Raw genomic sequence first — 15,557 nt, forward strand, 5'->3', positions numbered from 1 at the left:
TGAACCGAATCTTATCTCGGCAACTGTAACTGTCAAAGATAAGGGAGGAAAACTTGAAGTTACAAAGGTCACTTATTCGAAAGCTGGTGAGGAGACTAAAAAACCAACTTTTGAGAATCGCTATACTCCAGGAAAGACTTTCGCTCGATTAGAAGTGAACAAAGTTCTTACGGGCCGTCAGCTACAAAAAGACGAGTTTGAGTTTGAGTTGACTGGTAAGGAAGATCATATTCACCAAACGAAGAAAAACACTGCAGCCGGGAAAGTCCAGTTCGATCGGATTGAATATACTAAAGCAGGTGAATACCATTACACTATTAAAGAAAAAAACAATGGTCTAGGTGGTATCACTTATGATTCGAAAGAAATAAAAGTTACTGTCAAAGTTACAGATGACGGCAAAGGAAAACTGAATTCTGAAATTTTCTATGAAAATGATGATCAAACTTTCAAGAACACATACTCAGCTACTAAAACAAATGTACAACTCTCTGTTAAGAAAGCATTGACTGGTCGCAAACTGAAAGCACAAGAGTTTGAGTTTGATTTAGTTGATAATACTGAGGTTAGTCCAACTGTCGGTAAAATCTTGCAAACTGTTAAAAATAACGCCAATGGTGAGGTCAATTTCAAATCATTGGAATATACTAAAGCAGGAACTTATGAATATTTTATCCGAGAGAACAAAGGTTCTGCACCAGGAGTTACCTATGACCAAAAATTTATCACGGTAACAGTAGAAGTCAAGGAGAAATCCGGTAAACTTGAAGTTAGCAAAGTGACTTATATGACAGATGGAGAAGAAATTAAAAAACCAACTTTCAATAATCGCTATACTCCAGTTAAAACATCTGCTAAGTTAGAGGTGAAAAAGGTTTTAACAGGTCGTCCTCTTCAAGAAGGTGAATTTGAATTTGAACTCAAAGATCTACAACGAAATAAAAAGATTTTAGAAACTGTAAAAAATACGGCTGATGGTAAGGTTCAATTCAAAGAGCTTAAATATACTAAAGCAGGAATCTATCATTATACCATTAGTGAAAAGGCTGGTGATGTTCCAGGAGTTGAATATGAACCGAATCTTATCTCGGCAACTGTAACTGTCGAAGATAAGGGAGGAAAGCTTGAAGTTACAAAGATCACTTATTCGAAAGCTGGTGAGGAGACGAAGGATCCAACCTTTATCAACCAATACACTCCAGGAAAAACGTTTGCCCGATTAGAGGTAAATAAAATTCTGACAGGCCGTCAGCTACAAAAAGACGAGTTTGAGTTTGAGTTGAAGGAAGATGGTAAACCAGATGTTCTTCAAACGGCTAAAAATGATGCCCAAGGAAAAGTTCGGTTCCAAGTTATTAACTACGACAAAGCAGGTGAGTACCACTACACCATTACAGAAAAAAATAATGGTCTGACAGGAGTTACTTATGACTCGAGCAAAGTCAAAGTCACAGTTAAAGTAACGGATGATGGTAAAGGGAAGCTAAGTACTACTGTGACTTATGACGGTGGTAAAACGACCTTTAAGAATACGTTCACACCAAAAGAAATCACAGTGCCACTGCAGGTGACAAAAGCCTTAACGGGTCGAAATCTACAAGATGCCGAGTTTGAGTTTGAATTGTACGATGGACAAAACAAGCTACTTGAAACAGTTAAAAATAAAGCGGATGGTACGATTCCTTTCACAGCTCTTAAGTTCACCAAGACTGGTCTCTATAACTATCTTATCAAAGAGAAAGCTGGTAAGGTTCCAGGTGTTGACTACGATAAACAACCAATTAAGGTTACCATTCGTGTTCAACAGGAAGAGGATGGACAGTTGATTTACAATATCGTCTACCTCGGTTTTGACGAGAGCGGTAAGAATAAAATTTCTAAACAAAGCTTTACAAATAAATATACTGCCAAAGGTACCGATGCTACTTTCTCTGTCACGAAGAAATTAACCGGACGTGCTTTGAAGGATGGCGAGTTTAGTTTTGATCTGAAAGAAGATGGCAAGGCAGATGTTCTTCAAACCAAGAAGAATGATAAAGCTGGTAAGGTTCAATTTGATGCAATCAAGTATCAAACTGTTGGTACCCACAAGTACACCATTACAGAGAAAAACACAGGATTGGGTGGTGTGACTTACGACACCAAGACCATCAAGGTAACAGTTGAAGTCACTGATAATGGTAAAGGTCAGCTTGTTTCAAAAGTAACCTATGAAAACAATGACCAAACTTTCAACAATACATACTCTAGTCAAAAGGTTAGTGCACAACTAAGCGTGACCAAAGAACTGACAGGTCGTGCATTAAACGATCAAGAGTTTGAATTCGAATTAGTTGGATCTGATGACAACGTTCGTCAGACGAAGAAAAATGTAGCAGATGGTCGTGTCACTTTTGATGCGATTGACTATACAAAAGTTGGCACTTATCATTACACCATCAAAGAGAAAGACAATGGATTAGGCGGTGTAACTTACGACAAGAAAGAAATCAAGGCAACTGTAAAAGTCACTGATGATGGCAAAGGTCAGCTAGTTGCTCAAGTATCTTATGATACAGCTAATCCAACCTTCCGCAATACTTACCTTGCTAAGGAAACAACTGCGACATTAGAAGCGAACAAAGTGCTAACGGGTCGCGAATTGAAAGAGAATGAATTTGCCTTTGACTTGATTGGCCCAGACGGTAAAGTGGTGGAAACCGTTAAGAACGCTAAAGATGGTAAGATTTCCTTCAAAGAGTTGACATTCAAAATAGCTGGAACTTATACTTATACCATTAAGGAACAAGCCGGTACTTTAGGTGGTGTGAAATATGACACCAAAGTGGTTAAAGCAACGGTAACTGTCACGGATGATGGTAAAGGTCAACTACATACAACAGTTGCTTATGAAAACAACCAAAACACCTTCACGAATACTTATTCAGCAGATAAAGCAACTGCGACTCTTTCTGCTAAGAAGCTATTAGAAGGTCGTAACCTCAAAGAAGGGGAATTTGAATTTGAACTGACTGGTACAGACGATCAAGTTCGCCAAACGAAGACAAATGCACAAGATGGTAGCGTCACTTTCGATACCATTGAGTATACTAAGGCGGGTACTTATCACTACACCATCACCGAAAAAGATACGAAACTCGGTGGCGTGAAATATGACACCAAAGTGATCAAAGCGACAGTCACTGTTACAGACGATGGTCAAGGCCGCTTAGTAACAAAAGTTGCTTATGAAAAAGATGATCAGACCTTCAAGAACACTTATTCCGCTGCAAAAACAAACGCACAACTCTCTGTTAAGAAAGCCTTGACAGGTCGTGCTTTGAAAGATGGCGAGTTTGAGTTTGAATTGAAAGGCCAAGATGATAAAGTTACTCAAAGCAAGAAGAATGCTCAAGATGGCAGTGTCACTTTCGATACGATTGAGTATACGAAAGCTGGCACTTACCACTACACAATCACCGAGAAGGATACAAAACTTCAAGGAATCACTTATGATAAGAAAGTGATTAAGGTGACGGTAACTGTCACAGATGATGGTAATGGTCATTTGGTTGCCAAAGTAAGTTACGACAAGAACATCAAGACATTTGAAAATCGCTATACTCCACCGAAGAAGGACTTACCGAAGACAGGTACGGTCATTCATACGTTAGCTATTTTCATTGGAATTATCGCCTTAATCGGTGCAGTTTATCTCATCAAAAAGAAATCTTGATAAAATCAAGGTTGCAGAAAAACTATAAGTCTAAAATTGGAAATCTAGTGAGAATTCTCTCAAGAAATGGAGTCTCTCTTTAGATTTCCTTTTTGATGTTTAGGGGAGAAAATGGTGTGAGAAGCAATGGAAGAATTGAAGTCATTTTCGTGGAAAAAACGAACGCGAAAGAAGCTATATAAAGGCTTGAGGTGATTCTCAGGCTTTTCTTATGAAAAAGGCGCTGAAATTTTCACTTGACTCTTATTTTCTTTATGATATACTTAACTAGTAAAGAATTAACTGGTTAATCAGAAAAGGAGAAAAATGAGTCAGCTAGCACATGAAATTGATCGTTTTTTAAATGAAATCATTTTAAAATCCGAGAATCAACATGAGATTTTGATTGGATCTTGCACGAGTGGTATGCCATTGACCAATACTCAAGAGCATATTTTGATGTTGTTGTCTGAGGAATCTTTGACAAACTCAGAGTTGGCGAAGCGCTTAAATGTTAGCCAGGCAGCGGTAACAAAGGCCATCAAGTCATTGATTAAGCAAGAAATGTTGGAACCTTTTAAAGATGTGAAAGATGCGCGTGTTATTTTTTATCGGTTGACAGAATTAGCGAAGCCAGTTGCTGCGGAGCATCATCATCATCATCAGCATACATTGGAAATTTACGAAAAAATTGCCAATCAATATAGTTCTGATGAGCAAGCAACTATTCAACAATTCTTAGAAACCTTAGTGGGGGAAATCGGAAAATGAGATATATCACAGTTGAAGATTTGTCCTTCTATTATGATAAGGAGCCTGTGCTGGAGCATATTAACTATTATGTGGATAGTGGTGAGTTTGTGACTTTGACAGGTGAAAATGGAGCAGCAAAAACGACCTTGATCAAGGCTAGTCTTGGAATTTTGCAGCCTCGATTTGGAAAGGTGACGATTTCTAAGACGAATACAGCTGGCAAGAAATTACGGATTGCTTATCTGCCACAGCAAATCGCTAGTTTTAATGCGGGTTTTCCCAGTACTGTTTATGAATTTGTTAAATCGGGTCGGTATCCACGTAAAGGCTGGTTTCGTCGTTTGAATGCGCATGATGAAGAACATATCAAGGTCAGTCTGGACGCCGTTGGCATGTGGGAACATCGAGACAAGCGGATTGGCTCGCTTTCGGGTGGGCAAAAGCAACGGGCAGTCATTGCGCGCATGTTTGCTTCGGATCCGGATATTTTTGTCTTGGATGAGCCGACAACGGGGATGGATGCTGGCAGCAAGGATGAATTTTATGATTTGATGCACCATAGTGCACATCGGCATGGCAAGGCTGTGCTGATGATTACGCATAATCCGGAGGAAGTCCGAAAATATGCGGACCGCAATATTCATTTGGTGCGAAATCAAGATTCGCCATGGCGGTGCTTCAATGTTCACGAAAGTGACAAGGAGGAGGTGAGCCATGTTTAATTTATTAGCTTACGACTTTATGCAGCGGGCTTTTCTGGCCGTAATTGCCATGAGTCTGTTCTCGCCTGTGTTAGGAACTTTTTTAATTTTGCGGCGTCAGAGTTTGATGAGTGATACGCTCAGCCACGTGTCGCTTTCAGGGGTTGCTTTTGGCTTGGTGCTAGGCATCTCACCTACGATTTCAACGGTAGTGATTGTTATCATTGCGGCAGTCTTCTTAGAATACCTGCGGACAATCTACAAGGATTTCATGGAAATCGGAACAGCAATTCTGATGTCAACAGGACTTGCCATTGCTCTGATTGTGATGAGTAGGGGCAAGAGTTCCAGTTCTATGAGTTTGGATCAGTATTTATTTGGCTCTATTGTCACGATTAGTACGGAGCAGGTGATTTCACTCTTTATCATTGCGGCAATCGTGCTGGCATTAACCTTCCTCTTCATTCGACCAATGTATATTTTGACCTTTGATGAGGATACAGCTTTTGTGGACGGTTTGCCTGTGCGCACCATGTCCATTCTGTTTAACATTGTGACAGGTGTTGCCATTGCCCTCATGATTCCAGCGGCAGGTGCGTTGCTGGTATCAACCATTATGGTTTTGCCGGCAAGTATTGCCTTGCGGTTGGGCAAGAACTTTAAATCCGTTATCTTGTTGGCAAATATCATCGGCTTTTTAGGTATGATTGCTGGATTGTATATTTCTTACTATGCTGAAACGCCAGCCAGCGCAAGTATTACCATTATTTTTGTCGGCGTATTTTTACTAGTGAATCTATTAAAAAAATTTATCAAATAGGAGTGAAAAATGAAGAAAATTGGTCTATTAGTAGCAAGCTTACTAAGTCTCTTTTTAGTGGCTTGTTCCAATCAAAAAAGTGCAAATGGGAAGCTAAATGTTGTGACAACATTTTACCCAGTTTATGAATTTACCAAGCAAGTGACAGGTGATACTGCCAATGTTAAGTTGCTAATCGGTGCAGGGACAGAACCACATGAATATGAGCCTTCTGCTAAGGCTGTCGCAACGATTCAAGATGCAGATACTTTCGTTTATGAAAATGAAAACATGGAAACTTGGGTGCCAAAATTGCTTAAAACCTTGAAAAAAGGTAAAGTGAATGTGGTGAAGGCGACTGGGAAGATGTTGCTACTTCCTGGTACAGAAGAGGAAGGAGATCATGATCATGGTAAAGAAGGACATCATCATGAATACGATCCTCATGTATGGTTATCACCAAAACGTGCTATTAAAATGGTGGAAAATATTCGTGACAGCTTAAGTAAACGCTATCCCGATAAGAAAGCGACTTTCCAAAAAAACGCAGCAGCCTACATTAAGAAATTAGAAACTCTGGATAAAGAATATACAACTGGTTTAGTAAATGCAAAACAAAAAAGTTTTGTAACGCAACATGCTGCTTTTCGATATCTTGCATTGGATTATGGTTTGAAACAAGTTCCTATTTCAGGACTTTCACCAGATAGTGAGCCTTCAGCAGCGCGTTTAGCTGAATTGACAAAATATATTAAGAAAAACAATATTAAGTATATCTATTTTGAAGAAAATGCTTCTCAAGCATTGGCTTCTACATTGGCAAAAGAAACAGGTGTGAAGTTAGATGTCCTTAATCCGCTTGAAAGTTTGACTGAAAAGCAAACAAAAGATGGAGCAGATTACATTTCAATCATGCAATCAAACTTGAAAGCCTTGAAGAAGACAACTGACCAAGAGGGCGCTGAAATTTCTGCTGAAAAAGAAGAAAATACGAAGACCATTCAAAACGGTTACTTTGAAGATAGTGCTGTCAAAGACCGTACTTTGTCTGACTACGCTGGTCAATGGCAATCTGTCTATCCATATTTGCAAGACGGAACTTTAGACCAAGTCTTTGATTACAAGGCAAAATTGAGTGGTAAGATGACAGCAGCTGAGTACAAAGCCTATTATGAAAAAGGCTATAAGACAGATGTGTCTAATATCAATATCACAGATAAGACCATGGAATTTGTAGTAAACGGGCAAAAGAAGAAATATACTTACAAATATGTCGGCAAACACACTTTGACGTATTCGAAAGGTAATCGTGGCGTGCGCTTCATGTTTGAAGCGACAGACCCTGACGCAGGTAAGTATAAATATGTTCAATTTAGCGACCATAATATCGCCCCAACGAAAGCAGCACACTTCCACATTTTCTACGGTGGTGAAAGCCAAGAAGCCCTCTTTAACGAATTGGAAAATTGGCCAACTTACTATCCAACGAAATTAAGCGGACAAGAAATCGCCCAAGAAATGCTTGCGCATTGATGAAGGTATGAATTTCAATACAGAAAGAGAAAAATCGAGTTGAGTAAATCTTCTCGATTTTTTTGCTTGACAAATTCTGATTACAGATGTAAACTATAAAAGAATTGAAAATTACAACTGTAATCAGAGAAGAGATGAAACAAAATGGAACAACAAAATATCAGTCAGGCAGAATGGCAAGTTATGCGTGTTTTGTGGGCGTATCCTCATAGCAGAAGTACTGAGGTGGTGGAGCGTTTAGAAGCTGATTTCGATTGGAAACCGGCTACTGTCAAAACCTTGCTGAATCGCCTGAAGACCAAAGAGTTTATTTCAATGGAAAAGATTGAGGGCAAGTTTTACTATGATGCTCTGATCTTAGAAGATGAGCATTTGGAAAATAGTTGGCGGACCTTACTTGACAATATGTGCAATACCAAGCATGGTGATTTAGTGATTTCAATACTAGAAAGCAATCAATTCAGTCAAACGGATTTGTCTCGAATCCTAGATGTTGTAAAAGAAAAGCAGGTACAAGCTCCTAAAAGAGTTCAATGTAATTGTCCACCAGGTCAATGTACTTGTGGCGCGCATTGTCAAGATGATACGAATAAATCCAAAATGGCGGAGTAAGAAATGGAAAAAGACAAAAAAGAGTATAAATTATTCGGCATGACCTGTGCAGCTTGCGCGATGACCATTGAAATGGTTGTCAAGGAACTTCCAACGGTTGAGGAAGCTACGGTGAACTTGGCGACGGAAAAATTGACAGTTTTTCCAAAAGAAGGATTTGCAAGCGAGCAAGTCTTAGAGGCTGTGAAAGAAGCAGGTTACCAAGCGGTAGAAAAAGGGGAACAAAAGCAGTCGGATTATGAAAAACAGGCTGCAGAGAAAGAAGAAACCGTGCGCAAAATGGCACGTCAGATTTGGTTTGCGGCAGGAGCGACCGTGCCACTCCTCTATATTTCAATGGGGAGCATGATTGGTTTGCCGTTGCCCTCCTTTTTAGGTCACATGACGCATCCCATTGCCTTTGTATTGGCGCAGTTTTTCCTTACTTTGCCAGCGATTTGGGTTGGTCGCGGTTTTTATGTACGTGGTTTTCGGAATTTGGCAAAACGGCATCCGAACATGGATAGTTTGATTGCTGTAGGAACGAGTGCAGCCTTTCTGTATAGTTTGTACTCGGTCGTTCAAGTTTTACTGGGGCATCATACTTTTGTATACCAGTTGTATTTTGAATCAGTTGGTGTGATTATCACTCTTGTTTTACTGGGGAAATATCTGGAAGCCAATGCCAAGGGACGAACTTCGCAAGCGATTCAAAGTTTGATGAGTTTGGTGCCCAATCAAGCAACGGTTATTCGTTATGGCGAAGTCGTCACAATTGATACAGAAGACATCAAGGTTGGAGACATTGTACGGATTAAGCCGGGAGAGCGTACGCCAGTTGACGGTGTGGTTATCTCTGGACAAACTTATGTAGATGAGTCTATGATGACAGGGGAAAGTGTTCCTGTCGAAAAAAATGTGGGCGATGTGATTACGAGTGCCACTATGAATCAGACGGGTTCTATTGACTATGAAGCAACGAAAGTTGGTTCAGACACAACCTTGGCTCAGATTGTTCATTTGGTAGAGGAGGCACAAGGCTCGAAAGCGCCTATTGCGGCTATGGCAGATAAGATCTCGCTCTACTTTGTACCAATTGTCTTGGGCTTGGCAGTTTTAGCAGCTCTGTTGTGGTACTTTCTGGCAGGAGAAAGCCTGCAATTCTCACTTTCCATATTTATTGCGGTATTGGTTATCGCTTGTCCCTGCGCGCTTGGGCTAGCAACTCCGACGGCTATTATGGTAGGTACAGGAAAAGGAGCTGAAAATGGCGTCTTGATTAAGTCGGGACAGGCTCTTGAAGCGGCTCATTTGGTAGAAGTTGTCGTTCTGGATAAGACAGGTACGATTACCGAAGGGAAACCAAGTTTGACGGATGTGTTGACTTTTGGTGATGTCACACGGGAGGAATTGCTACATTTGCTTGCAAGTAGTGAGCAACATTCAGAACATCCATTGGCGGTAGCAATTTTGGAAGCCGCTCAAGATGAAGTCGTATCTTTGGCACCGGTAACGGATTTCCAAGCAATCTCAGGTAAAGGGATTATAGCTCAAGTAAAAGCTCAAGAAATTTTAATCGGGAATGAAAGCTTGATGAGACAATACCAAGTCGAGCTCGGAGAACATATCTCTGACTTGATTTCCTTATCTCATCAAGGAAAGACGGCCATGTTTGTCGCAGTAGATAAAAAGTTAGTCGGAATTACAGCAGTTGCTGATCCAATCAAAAAAAATAGCCGTAAAGCTATTGCTGAATTGCAAAAAATGGGCTTAGAAGTTGTGATGTTGACAGGGGACCGTGAGGAAACAGCTCAAGCTATCGCAAGAGAAGCTGGTGTCGATCAAGTGATTGCAGGAGTATTTCCAGACGGCAAAGCAGATGTCGTCAAGGATTTGCAAGTGCAGGGGGAAAAGGTTGCCATGGTGGGTGATGGAATCAATGATGCACCTGCTCTGGTGCAAGCTGAAGTCGGGATTGCTATTGGTTCTGGAACGGATGTGGCTATTGACTCAGCCGACATTGTTTTGATGCACAGCGACCTTTTAGATGTGGTGACAGCCATTCGCCTCAGTCAGGCTACGATTAAAAATATCAAAGAAAATCTTTTCTGGGCTTTTGCCTACAATACCTTAGGAATACCAATCGCAATGGGTCTTTTATATGTATTTGGCGGTCCGCTGCTCAATCCTATGCTAGCCGGTCTTGCCATGAGCTTTAGCTCGGTTTCTGTCGTCACCAATGCGCTGCGTTTACGGCGCTTTAAAATAGAATCATAAAAGGAGTTCATCATGAAACAAATTGTTACTTTAAAAAATATATCTTGCCAAAATTGCGTGAAGCATGTCACCGAGCACTTCCTAAAATTGGAAGGTGTATCGGACGTTCAAATTGATTTAGATACAAAGGTTGCGACTGTAACCACCAATCATGCATACAGTGCAGAAGATTATCAAGTTACTCTGGCTAAAACGATTTATAAAGTTGTTAATGTTGCATAAAAAATGAGGCTGGGCAAAAAGTGTCCCAGCTTCTATTAGAATTAGTAATAAACGAATAACGCAGCTTCAACAATTCACTGAATTGTTGAAGGCGGGAAATCAGCCTTGCACAGCAAGCCACTATGATTGCTTAAAGCACTGCTTTGAGGTGGCAGATAAAACTTGCGAAGCAAGTATCCAAGCTGTTCGCTTTTCCAGCTCGGAAGAGCACATAATTACCCTTGCGGGGGTGGACCACGAACTAAAAATCGAAAATTTTTAGTTCTGTTCCACTCCCATTATTTTTTAAATCAATCCTTTCTCAAAGCTTTGAGAGCTGACTTCAACACTAATTTTTTCAAGCGTAAAAGGATGTGTGAAAGTTAAACGATGAGCATGAAGCATGAGACGCTTTGCTTTTTGCGGATTGTACAATGGATCGCCGATAATGGGGTATCCATGATGAGCAAGGTGTACACGGATTTGATGAGTTCGCCCAGTTTTAAGTTGACAGCTGACGAGCGTCTTGTTTTCAAATTCTTTTAGCTTTGAGATATGGGTCTCAGCGTATTGACCATTTTTGTTATCCACTAGCCGTTTTCGCCGATCGTGACGGTCACGCCCGATTTTATCTGTATAGATTTGACGTTTTTTGGGAAATGCTCCTTGTACCAAAGCCCAATATTCGCGCGAAATTTCCTTGTTTTCTAGCAATCGATTTAAAATTGGCAAGATAAAAGGATTCTTCGCAAAAAGAACAGCTCCGCTTGTTTCCTTGTCTAAGCGATGAACGACATAGCAAGTATTTCCAACATAAGCAGAGACATGATTTAAAAGTGCCAGCTCCGTTGGTTCATTGGCATGTGTTTTCATGCCTTCGGGTTTGTTGACGATGGTGATGTGTTCATCTTGGTATAATTCTTCCACCAGACTAGCATTTCCCATGAGAATGGATTTCTGTGGATAATCTTCTTCGTCAAAAATCAACGTAATTTCGTCATGTGGATGGACAATACTCTGCCAATTGATTGATTCATGGTTGACGAAGACGTGTTTTTTAATGCGTAGAAAATGGCGAATCTTTCGTGGAATCAAAAAATGTTCTTCCAGCAGCTCTTTGACTGTCATTTCTGGTAAACCTTGTGGAATCGTAATCGTAAATTGCATATAGTTATTGTAACAAAATAGCCGATGATTGAAAATAAGCAGCTCGAGATTAAATAATTTCTTAAAGTTTTCTAAACTAAACGCTTGATAAGAGGTCCTTTCTTGTCTGGATATGGAGAAGGTGATAGAATAAGGATATGAAAAAATTAAGTGAGTTATTTGAAATAGTAGTGAATCATTTTAAAAAGGAAAGTCCTGAGCGCAAGCATCAAGAGGTGACAGAGGTTGAAGAATCTGAGCCGCATTTGAGCCGATCTGGGAAAAGTCGGAAAAAGCCGATTTCTCAACACCCATTTCGTCGATTTTGGCGTCGCTATCACCTGACAAAGATTGTCTTAATTTTGGGACTTGGTTTTGGTTTGGTGACAGGAGGTTATCTCTTTTATGTTGCCAAATCCACTAATGTGAATGATTTGCAGAATGCTTTGAAAGCAACGACATCTATTTATGATAAGGACGGCAAAAAAGCTGGAAGTTTGTCAGGGCAAAAGGGAACTTACGTAGAATTGTCCCAGATTAGCCCGAATTTACAACATGCTGTCATTGCGACAGAAGACCGTTCTTTTTATAAAAATAGTGGGATTAACTACGGTCGTTTTATCATGGCGATTTTGACAGCGGGACGTTCTGGTGGTGGTTCTACCATTACACAACAATTAGCCAAAAATGCTTACTTATCTCAGGATCAGACCATTGAGCGGAAAGCAAAGGAATTTTTCCTCGCCTTGGAATTAACCAAGAAATATAGTAAAAATCAGATTCTCACCATGTACCTCAATAATTCTTATTTCGGGAATGGTGTGTGGGGAGTAGAAGATGCTTCTAAAAAATATTTCGGCGTATCTGCTAGCCAGCTGACACTAGATCAAGCAGCTACCTTAGCAGGAATGCTTAAAGGACCGGAGCTATACAATCCCATTGCTTCTATCAAAAATGCAACCAATCGGCGCAATACCGTTCTGCAAAATATGGTAGCTGCTGGCTATATCAATCAAGCAACAGCCAATCAGGCAGCAGCGAATGGTTTGGGCAGTCAATTGGTAGATGCTTACACAGGAAAATCGGCAGATTATCGCTATCCGTCTTACTTTGATGCGGTTATCAATGAAGCAGTTCGAGATTATGGTTTGACAGAAGCCGATATTGTTAATAACGGCTATCGTATTTACACGGAGCTAGATCAGAATTACCAAGCTAGCATGCAAGTCATCTATGATCGCGAAGATTTATTCCCGCAAGCAGCCGATGGGACAAGAGCCCAATCGGGTAGTGTAGCGCTTGACCCTAAAACTGGAGGTGTTCGCGCGCTTGTCGGGCAAATCAATAGTACGAGTGCCAATTTCAGAAGTTTTAACTATGCTACACAATCTTCAAGAAGCCCTGGCTCGACTATTAAGCCCTTGGCGGTTTACAGCCCTGCAGTTGCAGCAGGTTGGTCCATCAATAAAGAGTTGGACAATAGCACAACGACTTACGGAAATTACACCGTGAACAACTATGGTGGGATTCAATCCAGTCCGACTGTGCCAATGTATCAGGCTTTAGCGCAATCCTTAAATATTCCAGCGGTTGCTGCTGCTAATGAGTTGGGACTGAAAAAAGTTTTTGAATATGGTAAAAAATTTGGCTTGAATATGGATAAAGTGGATCAGACTCTTGGGGTGGCTCTCGGTAGTGGCGTAACAACCAATCCGCTACAAATGGCACAAGCCTACTCGACTTTTGCCAATAATGGTGTTATGAATGATGCTCATTTGATTACCAAAATTGAAAATGCTAGTGGACAAGTAGTCAAAACTCATAAATCAACTTCAACGCGAGTGCTTAACCGCTCAACAACAGAAAAAATGACGAGTATGATGCTGGGAACATTTACCAATGGTACAGGTGTTTATGCGGCTCCTTACGGCTATGATATGGCTGGGAAGACAGGAACGACAGAGACTGACTTTAACCCAGATTTATCAGGAGATCAATGGGTTATTGGTTACACACCAGATGTGGTGATTAGTCAGTGGCTAGGTTTCCCAAAGACAGATAAAAATCATTATCTGACAGGCACCAGTGCCAATGAAGCTTCAGCTATTTTCCGAAGTGTGGCAAATAGTATCTTACCGTACACAAATGGTACGAAATTTGGTGACGAAAATGCCTATGCAAAAAATGGCATTGCACCGGTTGATACGAATGGTACAAATGATACTGCAAATCAAAGTAACAATAATTCAGATATTTTGAAAGATGTGCAAGATAAAGCCAAGAATTTGGTTGACCAAGCTAAGAAAGCAATTGACGATGCTAAGATTCCTGAAAAAGCACAGAATCTTTGGGACACGGTTAAGAGTTGGTTCCAATAGACTTGTCAAAAATGGGCTTTCCTGATATAATAAACAAGATGGAGGCGTTATGGCACTAAAAAAAGCGAGTCTGGCGTGCACGGTTTGTGGATCGAGAAACTATTCAATCAAATTGAGTAGTACGCCAAAACCAAAACGTCTGGAAGTAAATAAATATTGTAAGCATTGCAGTAAATATACGATTCATAAAGAAACTAGATAGGAGAAAGTTGTGAAATTCATTAAAGATACATTTCAAGTATTAAAAGATACAACTTGGCCAACTAGAAAGCAAAGCTGGATAGATTTTATCTCAGTCATGGAATATACAGCTTTCTTTGTCGTCATTATTTATCTTTTCGACTTACTTGTCACAAGAGGTTTGGTACGATTGTTAAATATCTTTTAATTTTTAGCCTGCTTGTTGTTTTATCAAGTAGGCTTTTATTATAAAAATGGTAGTAAAAAGATTGCATTTGCCATTTTTGTGGTATAATAGGGCTAGAAAAGAAACCGAAGCCCTCAGGCTTTTTTATTTAGGAAAGGAAGAACGATGGACAGTTTTGATAAAGGCTGGTTTGTCTTGCAGACATACTCAGGATATGAAAATAAAGTAAAAGAAAATCTTTTACAACGTGCACAAACCTATAATATGTTGGAAAATATTTTGCGCGTGGAAATCCCAACGCAAACGGTACAAGTGGAGAAAAATGGAAAAACCAAAGAAGTTGAAGAAAATCGCTTCCCAGGTTACGTCTTGGTAGAAATGGTGATGACAGATGAAGCGTGGTTTGTCGTACGGAACACACCAAACGTAACAGGCTTTGTTGGCTCGCACGGAAACCGCTCCAAACCAACACCACTATTGGAAGAAGAAATCCGCCAAATCTTGATTTCAATGGGACAAACCGTTCAAGAATTTGACATCAATGTGAAAGTTGGCGATACAGTTCGGATTATTGACGGAGCTTTTGCAGATTATACGGGTAAAATCACCGAAATTGACAACAACAAAGTTAAAATGATTATTTCGCTATTCGGAAATGATACAGTTGCCGAAGTAAATCTGAACCAAATTGCTGAATTATAATAAAAAGTGAGCTAGAAATCAATTTTTATAGTTATTGGTTTAGCTCACTTTTTGTGCTATTTTGATGAAAAATAAACTCTTGTTGAAAATGTTTGTCTCAAATTCACCCACCAATTTTATTATATTTGACCTAATTTAACCGAACAAAAAAATAAAAAAGCCCGATTTTACGGGCTTTTCATTCGGTTAATTCCTGTTAAATCAGGTTACGGAAGGCGGTAGACGGATTTGAACCGACGATCAAGCTTTTGCAGAGCCGTGCCTTACCACTTGGCTATACCGCCACAACGTTTATTATTTTATCCTAAAAAATCGTTTTCGTCAAGAGTGTAGATTGGTTTCTCTTTGTAAAATTTTAGTGTTTTCCGATTAAATTTAATCGCCCTGTTGTAAAATGAAGTGCAACACAGAAGAC

General features: G+C 40.0%; 13 protein-coding genes and 1 tRNA gene. 12 read left to right on the forward strand and 2 right to left on the reverse strand.

Annotation, left to right across the window (positions count from 1 at the left end; translation table 11 throughout):
- From HMPREF3249_RS09600 to HMPREF3249_RS02515, 8 genes are all read left to right on the forward strand, one after another.
- Positions 1–3,715, forward strand: a 3,715-nt coding sequence (locus HMPREF3249_RS09600) for a Spy0128 family protein (RefSeq protein WP_257369085.1), incomplete at its 5' end; no start/stop codon positions are given.
- Positions 3,716–4,021: 306 nt separating this feature from the next.
- Complete coding sequence (locus tag HMPREF3249_RS02485) at positions 4,022–4,465, forward strand: zinc-dependent MarR family transcriptional regulator (protein WP_070867476.1); 444 nt, start codon at positions 4,022–4,024, stop codon at positions 4,463–4,465.
- Positions 4,462–5,169 carry a metal ABC transporter ATP-binding protein gene (locus HMPREF3249_RS02490; RefSeq protein ID WP_070867477.1) on the forward strand — a complete coding sequence of 236 codons (708 nt, stop codon included), beginning with the start codon at positions 4,462–4,464 and terminating at the stop codon, positions 5,167–5,169. The genes HMPREF3249_RS02485 and HMPREF3249_RS02490 overlap by 4 nt, the downstream gene beginning before the upstream one ends.
- Positions 5,162–5,968 (forward strand): metal ABC transporter permease, encoded by an 807-nt coding sequence (locus HMPREF3249_RS02495; protein ID WP_049511898.1) that lies wholly within the window; start codon positions 5,162–5,164, stop codon positions 5,966–5,968. Before HMPREF3249_RS02490 ends, HMPREF3249_RS02495 begins: the two co-directional genes overlap by 8 nt.
- Positions 5,969–5,977: 9 nt before the next feature.
- Entirely contained in the window at positions 5,978–7,480 is a 1,503-nt protein-coding gene (locus tag HMPREF3249_RS02500) for a zinc ABC transporter substrate-binding protein AdcA (RefSeq protein ID WP_070867478.1), read from the forward strand.
- 144 nt (positions 7,481–7,624) lie between these two features.
- Complete coding sequence (locus HMPREF3249_RS02505; protein WP_049534608.1) at positions 7,625–8,092, forward strand: CopY/TcrY family copper transport repressor; 468 nt, start codon at positions 7,625–7,627, stop codon at positions 8,090–8,092.
- A 3-nt stretch (positions 8,093–8,095) separates the two neighbouring features.
- Positions 8,096–10,348: a heavy metal translocating P-type ATPase gene (locus HMPREF3249_RS02510; RefSeq protein ID WP_059221354.1), complete on the forward strand. Its 2,253-nt coding sequence runs from the start codon at positions 8,096–8,098 to the stop codon at positions 10,346–10,348.
- A 12-nt stretch (positions 10,349–10,360) separates the two neighbouring features.
- Positions 10,361–10,570 carry a heavy-metal-associated domain-containing protein gene (locus HMPREF3249_RS02515; RefSeq protein WP_059221353.1) on the forward strand — a complete coding sequence of 70 codons (210 nt, stop codon included), beginning with the start codon at positions 10,361–10,363 and terminating at the stop codon, positions 10,568–10,570.
- A gap of 285 nt (positions 10,571–10,855) precedes the next feature.
- Here the strand turns inward: HMPREF3249_RS02515 and HMPREF3249_RS02520 are convergent, their stop codons facing one another.
- The gene (locus HMPREF3249_RS02520) at positions 10,856–11,716 is read right to left on the reverse strand and encodes an RluA family pseudouridine synthase (RefSeq protein WP_003041056.1); all 861 of its coding nucleotides are present in this window, start codon (positions 11,714–11,716) and stop codon (positions 10,856–10,858) included.
- A gap of 137 nt (positions 11,717–11,853) precedes the next feature.
- On the opposite strand from HMPREF3249_RS02520, the gene pbp2a reads away from it, so the two are divergent.
- The 4 genes from pbp2a (at position 11,854) to nusG (ending at position 15,142) form a co-directional block, all read left to right on the forward strand.
- Positions 11,854–14,073, forward strand: coding sequence for a penicillin-binding protein PBP2A (gene pbp2a / locus HMPREF3249_RS02525; protein WP_070497119.1), 2,220 nt, complete (start codon positions 11,854–11,856; stop codon positions 14,071–14,073).
- 49 nt (positions 14,074–14,122) lie between these two features.
- Positions 14,123–14,275, forward strand: coding sequence for a 50S ribosomal protein L33 (rpmG, locus tag HMPREF3249_RS09150; RefSeq protein ID WP_003074882.1), 153 nt, complete (start codon positions 14,123–14,125; stop codon positions 14,273–14,275).
- Between the two features lie 9 nt (positions 14,276–14,284).
- Positions 14,285–14,461: a preprotein translocase subunit SecE gene (secE, locus tag HMPREF3249_RS02530; protein ID WP_049534599.1), complete on the forward strand. Its 177-nt coding sequence runs from the start codon at positions 14,285–14,287 to the stop codon at positions 14,459–14,461.
- A gap of 144 nt (positions 14,462–14,605) precedes the next feature.
- Positions 14,606–15,142 (forward strand): transcription termination/antitermination protein NusG, encoded by a 537-nt coding sequence (gene nusG, locus HMPREF3249_RS02535; RefSeq protein ID WP_003040842.1) that lies wholly within the window; start codon positions 14,606–14,608, stop codon positions 15,140–15,142.
- A 213-nt stretch (positions 15,143–15,355) separates the two neighbouring features.
- Here nusG and HMPREF3249_RS02540 read toward each other — a convergent pair.
- Positions 15,356–15,426: transfer RNA gene (locus tag HMPREF3249_RS02540), tRNA-Cys, on the reverse strand.
- Between the last annotated feature and the right edge of the window lie 131 nt (positions 15,427–15,557).

Origin of the sequence: Streptococcus sp. HMSC36C04 (assembly GCF_001839535.1) — a bacterium.
GTDB classification, from domain to species: Bacteria; Bacillota; Bacilli; order Lactobacillales; family Streptococcaceae; genus Streptococcus; species Streptococcus hominis.

Coding starts and splice junctions, on each gene's coding strand:
- HMPREF3249_RS02520 (WP_003041056.1), bottom strand. CDS start 11,716: ATGCAATTTACGATTACGATTCCACAAGGTTTACCAGAAATGACAGTC.
- HMPREF3249_RS02510 (WP_059221354.1), top strand. CDS start 8,096: ATGGAAAAAGACAAAAAAGAGTATAAATTATTCGGCATGACCTGTGCA.
- HMPREF3249_RS02515 (WP_059221353.1), top strand. CDS start 10,361: ATGAAACAAATTGTTACTTTAAAAAATATATCTTGCCAAAATTGCGTG.
- rpmG (WP_003074882.1), top strand. CDS start 14,123: ATGGCACTAAAAAAAGCGAGTCTGGCGTGCACGGTTTGTGGATCGAGA.
- HMPREF3249_RS02495 (WP_049511898.1), top strand. CDS start 5,162: ATGTTTAATTTATTAGCTTACGACTTTATGCAGCGGGCTTTTCTGGCC.
- nusG (WP_003040842.1), top strand. CDS start 14,606: ATGGACAGTTTTGATAAAGGCTGGTTTGTCTTGCAGACATACTCAGGA.
- HMPREF3249_RS02505 (WP_049534608.1), top strand. CDS start 7,625: ATGGAACAACAAAATATCAGTCAGGCAGAATGGCAAGTTATGCGTGTT.
- pbp2a (WP_070497119.1), top strand. CDS start 11,854: ATGAAAAAATTAAGTGAGTTATTTGAAATAGTAGTGAATCATTTTAAA.
- HMPREF3249_RS02490 (WP_070867477.1), top strand. CDS start 4,462: ATGAGATATATCACAGTTGAAGATTTGTCCTTCTATTATGATAAGGAG.
- HMPREF3249_RS02500 (WP_070867478.1), top strand. CDS start 5,978: ATGAAGAAAATTGGTCTATTAGTAGCAAGCTTACTAAGTCTCTTTTTA.
- HMPREF3249_RS02485 (WP_070867476.1), top strand. CDS start 4,022: ATGAGTCAGCTAGCACATGAAATTGATCGTTTTTTAAATGAAATCATT.